Below are 6309 nucleotides of genomic sequence, written 5' to 3'. Positions count from 1 at the left end.
GTAAAGTTCCAAGCTGCCGCCAGTAAAGTTCCTAGCTGCCACCGGTAAAGTTCCAAGCTGCCGCCAGTAAAGTTCCAAGCTGCCGCCGATAGAATCCTGAATTTATACATCTTTTCTAAGCTTGTTAATACGCTCCAACACATCAGCGCACCGTTGTTTATACTTCCGAATCCTAGCCTCATTTTGTGCTGCTATTTCTTGTTTCCTTTGCTCTTTTCCATCCTCTGTCAGCTCTAACCTCAGCCGTTCCCCATCTAATTTCAGATAATAGTTACCATCACTAACCCCCATGCCTTTCGTAAACATGGCTTCAACGTGGGGAATATCAAAATCAATACCGACCTCATTGGCAAAAGTGACTATTTCAGACTGAATTTCTTTATCACTCTCGCTTAGTTCAATTTTTGATACCTGTCTTTGCTGATTACCCTGTGATATTTCGCTGCCTGCGGCGTTATTAGCGTCTGTTTCTATAAACGCGAAACCGTATTCCTTAATGTTGCATACTTCACCTGAACCCTGTTCAGGCTCATAAAATTGCACATCTGATAGATTAGATGTGATCCGCGATCTACAGTTATTGACAGGACTCCGAGGCGCTCCGCTGTCGCTTCTTAAAAGATTAAGATCAACGTCAACGGCGCTTTTCTTGACGATTTGATACTTTCTGTCGCGCGTTTTAATGACTGGGGCGCCGGCTTTTAATTGGTTGTAGATACCAACAACCTTCTGAACATCTTCACCGTAGACATTTACATCACTGACTTCACGGGCAACACGTATTGTTTCTTCGCGCCGGCGAATACATGGGCCACCCTGTGACATAACATATTCAAAGAAATCACCGCTATCTGCTGCTGCGCGCACTCGCTCTGCAACTTCACCAAGCTGATCAGCAATAGAGACGCCACGCAAACAAGAACGACGGCACTCTCGATAAGCGCCTTTTGATGGGAGTTTATAGAAATGAAATTGTGGTATACGCCAAGTTGAAGCCCACGCAGTAACAGCCGCCGCCATACTTTTTAAATCTTTACCGGTTTCGTGGTCTATCTCACCATCAAGGGCGTAACCGTCGATATTTTTAGCGATATATTTTGCGATATAGCCTACTGCACCACCGCGGTTCATGTGTTTACATTCAAAACGGTATTTATGTGCGCCAGCCTCGTCACCATCTTCTTTTAAAGCACGCTTGCGCATAATATCAATGGCATCAGCCCTACTTGCCTTATCAACAAAAAGCAGCATGTGCCAATGTGGTGTACCATCATGATGCGGTTCGACAACCCGAACACCATAAACATTAATGTTATTGTCATTAAATGCCGAACGAATACGCGACCAAACTTTAACTAAATACTGTTGCCCATCCTTTGGTGTGTAAGCCTCATTTTTCCACTTGCTGTTAAGTACTGCGATCACATCTTTTTTGCGTTTACGTAGCTTTGTTGGGTGATATTTTGACGGGCAAGTCATGGTAATAAACATACCGATATCACCACGCTCTTTCGCTACGCGTTCAATCCCCGCCATTTGAGCCATAAGCTCCATGCGGCGAATTTCAGGATTTGAAACACTCGCCATAACTTTATCGAACAGATCAAAGCGTTCACCGGTTTCAACATCCTGAATATCCATGCCTTGCAGGTATTGCATATTAGATAAACGCTGCGCTTGCACTGCGCGAATAGCTTGTTTACTCGCATATGGGTTACGATTTTGGCAAACATCCATATTGGCAATCATTAAGGCTTCTAGCCATTGAGTCCTGTGGGCTTTTAACTTTCGGCACCAAAAGTCTGCATTAACCAAGCGCTGTACAGCCGCTATCACTTTTCGAATTTCTAGATTTTGTTTACCTTTGCCTTTTTTGCGATTTTTCAAAACTCGGCAGTAGGCTTTATAATGAAGCGGTACAACATGTAGCCCTTTCACTAACTCAGCCAAACGTGCGTAAATTTCTGTTTGTACTGAATCTTGATAGATAACTTCACGATCACCGTTATTCTGTTCTGTAAACTTATCGCAATAGGTTTCATACAAATTAGAGAAACCGACAGCAATAATTTCAGATAGCTTTTTCACCGATTTATCATTCAAATCAAATAATCGGTTATATTGGCTAACATCAGGCGATAAACGAGTTGATATTGTTAATAATGCTTTTGTTTCAATTTCATAACGTGCATTGATAACAAGCAATCTTTGCCATATCTGCTCATGAAAACGGTAATATAAAAAGTCGTAGGCTTTACGTAGCCCACTTTCTTTTAATAAGTTGTCATAGTGTTTTTGATAGCGATAGCGCAGAACGCGCGGCAAGGTTTGAATATCACTTAAAATCGCTTGCCCCTGAACAATTTGCTCACGGGTAAGCGGTCTTTCTATATCGGATTTATAGTAATCATTATTTTTTGGCTTATTCCACGGATAAGGAAATACCATATCCGCGGTATAAGTCAGCGGTAGCGTGGTGAAATCTAATACCTTAGACATTAAGCGCCCCGCCTAATGTTTCAGGTCTTAAAAGATTAATCGCGGTTTCACACCGGCGAGAAATGATATCTACCGCTTCACGATAAACATCTAATGTTTTAATGCCTCGCCCTTTAACGTTTTGAACATGATAAGAAATTAAATCAATTGCCAGCATCCACGGATCAGAATGACAGCAAACGAGGCTATAACAACGAGTACGACGGTTATATGACAACAACCGCCAGATAATTTTATTGTTTTCAGTATCAACATGTCGCTGAATAGCAAAACGAGTGCCGCTAATGTAAACGCCATTAATGGGATCAAGCATCATTACTTAACCCCCTCTAAAACCGCAATAATTTCTTTTGCCGGTTTACGGCAACCGCTAGCCGCTATCGTGCGCGGTGCTTCTATTTCATGAATAGTGAAACCAAGGTCAGCGTAAAGTGTTTTAGCTTGCGGGGAATTAGAAACGGTGATCGGATTGCCTTGGCTATCATTAATATCTTTTAATGCAATAGCTAACGCTTCATGGTCAGCATCGGTAAAGCCAGCAGTATGATATTGAGTGAAACAATCACGCCCGCCCATGTATGGCGGATCACAATAGATACCATCACTATATTCAACTAATGAAAGTGTATCTTGCCACTCAAGATTTACTATTTCAGCCCTATAGGCTTTATGATGAAAAGCAATAATTTCGTTTTCAGGAAAATACGGCTTTTTGTATTTTCCAAATGGTACATTGAAGTTACCTTTTGAGTTATAACGACAAAGCCCGTTATAACAATGTCGATTTAGATATAAAAATAATCCTGCTTTATTGCGTTCAACTGCCTTATTATAATCTTCTATTGATTCAAATAGCTGAGCATCTGACTCTTTATCACGGCGATTGAAAATTTCTCGCCGTTGATAAAATAATGTTTCATCATTTCCTTGAATAAAAAAATCTATTAATGATGGAACAAACCCGAAATCATCCGCCTTTACTTGTTTATAAAGCCTAATCAAATCTATATTTGCATCAGCAATTAAATACTGCTCATAATCAGTATTCATCATCACAGCACATGAACCAGCGAACGGCTCAACTAAGCGTTTGGTCTTTGGTAGGTGCGGGCGTAGCTGCTCAATAATACGAACTTTTGAACCAGCCCATTTGAGAATAGTTTTATTGGCCATTTTCAACCTCGATATAAGCTTTTATGAATTCTTTCGCGGCTGGCGCGACGATGGCATTTCCGTAGGCGCGCACTCGTCCCACGAGGCTGGCAATCCCATCAATTTCAACGCCATAATTGGCAGGTATGACTCTAATTTTTTCATCTGCTCCTTGGTTGGGTTGCCAGTCATCCCAAATGCATGTAGCCACATTTGTCGATACAGCGTATCGCTCCTGATCTTTCCATCTTTTCTGATGAATGAGTTTCGGATGTTGCCCCTGTCTGCATGTGCCCTTGCTGTCGGAGTAGCCCACCCAAAACAAGCGTTGCCTGATGTGCGGGGCACCGAAGCCCGCAGCGCATAAATCGATTGCTGCTGTGGTGTAGTCCGTTGCTTCCAAGTCAGTTTGTATAATGTCGAGCCAACCAAGTCCGTCTGGGCTCGCAACTTGTTCACCAAAGATAGTGTTAGGTTTCTGCTGCTCAATGAGGTGGAAGAACGCTGGCCATAAGTGCCGCTCGTCAGTAGTCCCATTTCCTTTACCTGCGCCGCTGAAAGGTTGGCAAGGGCAACTTCCTGTCCAAACGGGTTTATCGTCTGGCCATCCAGCTTGTCGCAATGCAAGCGACCAGATCCCGATACCTGCAAAGAAGTGGCACTGTGTGTATTTTTTAAGTTCATCTGGTCTTATTTCCTCAATACTTCGCTCATCAACATCACCAGGGGCAATCAGTCCTGCATCAATTAGATTTCTCAACCATTACGCGGCATACGGATCTATTTCGTTGTAATACGCCCTTGCCATTACACACTCCGATAATGTTTGCTTTTAAGCTCTGATACCGTTTGGCAGTCAATGCACAATGTGCAACCAATGGATGCAATACGGCGGTTTTCTGGGATTGGCTTTCCACAACATTCACAAAAGAAAGCCGACACCCCACGCGGGCGATCAGTGATCGCTTTTATTTGTTGTTCTCGGATTAACATTTCGTGGTCGCTAGCGCGGTCAATTTCTTTAGACATGGTTTAGCTCCGCCGCTTGGTTTTCCAAATAGTCAGCTTCACTCATCAATAACTGATGTATTTCTCCATAACTCAGTTTTTCACTTAAAACCTTGTAAGCTAGTGAACGCTGGCGATCAGCAAACCCGCCAATAAGTGATTTGCGCTCATCTTCTCGGTTAGCTTTTATGTTTTCTGCTACAGGGGTAAATATTGGATCAGGAAATGTTCTCATGTTCATTACCTATATTTTGATTGTAAAAAGCCCTGACGAATAAACGTCATTATTTTTAAAAACTAAATTTAAATTAGATTGGCATTACTATATGTGTTGGTAACAATGCATTTAATGCCTTTATTTGATTAAGTGCATTAATAAACTGTTTTTGTTCGCTAATAATTAAATCGTCAAATCTCATTTCTTTTTTATCACTTAGATTTGCAAGATGAAAAATCATATCTAATATTCTTTTATCTTGTTTACGTAAGTAATCAATGAAACCTGATAATTGTTGATTTATTGGTTCTTCATTACGGCATTGTAGTAACTGAGTTCTCAGCTCTGCCGCTTTATTCAGCGCTATGGTGCGCTCTGTGAGAGTTCCTCCATCATTAGAGTACCGATCATAAGACCTTCTTTTTATGTTAGGGGCATCAGCCAGCTTTGATTGAAAACTAATAATCTCGGCTGTATTTACTTTCTTGCCTGTATTATCTATTTCTTTCATAGCAGTGTTACCCATGTTAAAGCCTCTCTATAAATTAGCTGAAGAAAATACTTACTAACCCTTTCTTTTCCAAAGAAGCAATAACGTTATTAATAACTTCCTTACCCTTTACAACATCATCTGCTAGTTCTTTCTCATTTTCTAAATACCATCTAATTTTGAGAACTGTTTCTTTTATTAATGGAAGAATAAACCTAGCCCACTCTTGTTTTTCAACTAATGTGGAAAAATAAAAATCAATACTTTCAATTAAAAAATCAACTCTTTTACTATCTAAAGTAAGGTCTACTGAAATTCCCTCATTTAATATAAAGTTCAAAGTATCTTTGTATAGATCTTGAATATTCTTATGTTCTTTATTGATATAGTTCACTTTGGTCTCTCCTACCGTAAAGCTTATCTATATATTTTGTTGCTTCCGCCATTGCATCAAATAACCCGAATGATTGTTCATTCTGTGAAACTTGATAGCGCGTTATCTGGCGTAATTTATTCCGCGGTATTTTTTTTATCGTGAAACCACGATAAATAAAACAATGAGATTTAAGCTGCAATATTTGCATATTACAGCCCCAACCATAATAACCATGCGTCGCGCTGTTCTTTCGGCCTATTTGTATGAGCCTCATCCATGCCTTTATTAAACGCAGTAATACTTATCCAAATTTCTCCAGCTCTGCTTTTTGGCTTCGTTGGGTCGCGAAATTCTACGACTGGTAACTTTCCACTCTTTACCATTGACTCAACAGCGCCTTTGCTTTTACCGATCATCTCCGCAAATTTTGCCAATGGCACTGCATTAACCGGATATTTGACATTGATTTGCTCTTTGTTCATTTGCTACCCTCGTTAGATCAAACCCTTTAAAACCATTCATAAGTAGTTTTAAAGGGTTTTCCGTTGCCCGAAACCATCCTAAATA

The 6309-nt window shown here is 40.6% G+C and carries 10 protein-coding genes; all 10 read right to left on the bottom strand.

What is annotated here, in order from left to right; translation table 11 throughout:
• Positions 1 to 102 precede the first annotated feature (102 nt).
• The 10 genes from ACIPUA_RS05435 to ACIPUA_RS05390 all read right to left on the bottom strand — a co-directional run bounded on the left by ACIPUA_RS05435 (position 103) and on the right by ACIPUA_RS05390 (position 6224).
• The gene (locus tag ACIPUA_RS05435; RefSeq protein ID WP_449059400.1) at positions 103 to 2499 is read right to left on the bottom strand and encodes a replication endonuclease; all 2397 of its coding nucleotides are present in this window, start codon (positions 2497 to 2499) and stop codon (positions 103 to 105) included.
• A complete protein-coding gene (locus tag ACIPUA_RS05430; RefSeq protein ID WP_449059399.1) occupies positions 2492 to 2815 on the bottom strand; it encodes a hypothetical protein in 324 nt (107 codons plus the stop codon). The genes ACIPUA_RS05435 and ACIPUA_RS05430 overlap by 8 nt, the downstream gene beginning before the upstream one ends.
• A complete protein-coding gene (locus ACIPUA_RS05425; RefSeq protein WP_449059398.1) occupies positions 2815 to 3672 on the bottom strand; it encodes a DNA adenine methylase in 858 nt (285 codons plus the stop codon). Before ACIPUA_RS05425 ends, ACIPUA_RS05430 begins: the two co-directional genes overlap by 1 nt.
• On the bottom strand, positions 3662 to 4411 hold the full coding sequence (locus ACIPUA_RS05420; protein ID WP_449059397.1) for a DNA cytosine methyltransferase: 750 nt from the start codon (positions 4409 to 4411) through the stop codon (positions 3662 to 3664). The genes ACIPUA_RS05425 and ACIPUA_RS05420 overlap by 11 nt, the downstream gene beginning before the upstream one ends.
• Before the next feature lie 47 nt (positions 4412 to 4458).
• On the bottom strand, positions 4459 to 4680 hold the full coding sequence (locus tag ACIPUA_RS05415; RefSeq protein WP_219245082.1) for a TraR/DksA C4-type zinc finger protein: 222 nt from the start codon (positions 4678 to 4680) through the stop codon (positions 4459 to 4461).
• Complete coding sequence (locus tag ACIPUA_RS05410; protein WP_165880734.1) at positions 4673 to 4894, bottom strand: DUF2732 family protein; 222 nt, start codon at positions 4892 to 4894, stop codon at positions 4673 to 4675. The genes ACIPUA_RS05415 and ACIPUA_RS05410 overlap by 8 nt, the downstream gene beginning before the upstream one ends.
• A 73-nt stretch (positions 4895 to 4967) precedes the next feature.
• Positions 4968 to 5402: a DUF5347 family protein gene (locus tag ACIPUA_RS05405; protein ID WP_449059396.1), complete on the bottom strand. Its 435-nt coding sequence runs from the start codon at positions 5400 to 5402 to the stop codon at positions 4968 to 4970.
• Positions 5403 to 5421: 19 nt separating this feature from the next.
• Entirely contained in the window at positions 5422 to 5760 is a 339-nt protein-coding gene (locus ACIPUA_RS05400; RefSeq protein ID WP_449059395.1) for a hypothetical protein, read from the bottom strand.
• Positions 5744 to 5950, bottom strand: coding sequence for a hypothetical protein (locus ACIPUA_RS05395; RefSeq protein WP_449059394.1), 207 nt, complete (start codon positions 5948 to 5950; stop codon positions 5744 to 5746). Before ACIPUA_RS05395 ends, ACIPUA_RS05400 begins: the two co-directional genes overlap by 17 nt.
• A gap of 1 nt (position 5951) precedes the next feature.
• Complete coding sequence (locus tag ACIPUA_RS05390) at positions 5952 to 6224, bottom strand: Cox family DNA-binding protein (RefSeq protein ID WP_369474694.1); 273 nt, start codon at positions 6222 to 6224, stop codon at positions 5952 to 5954.
• Positions 6225 to 6309: the final 85 nt, after the last annotated feature.

This window comes from Providencia sp. AGC89, from assembly GCF_053543535.1.
Note: the sequence above shows the minus strand (reverse complement) of the source record. Positions and strands in the feature narration are given on the sequence as shown.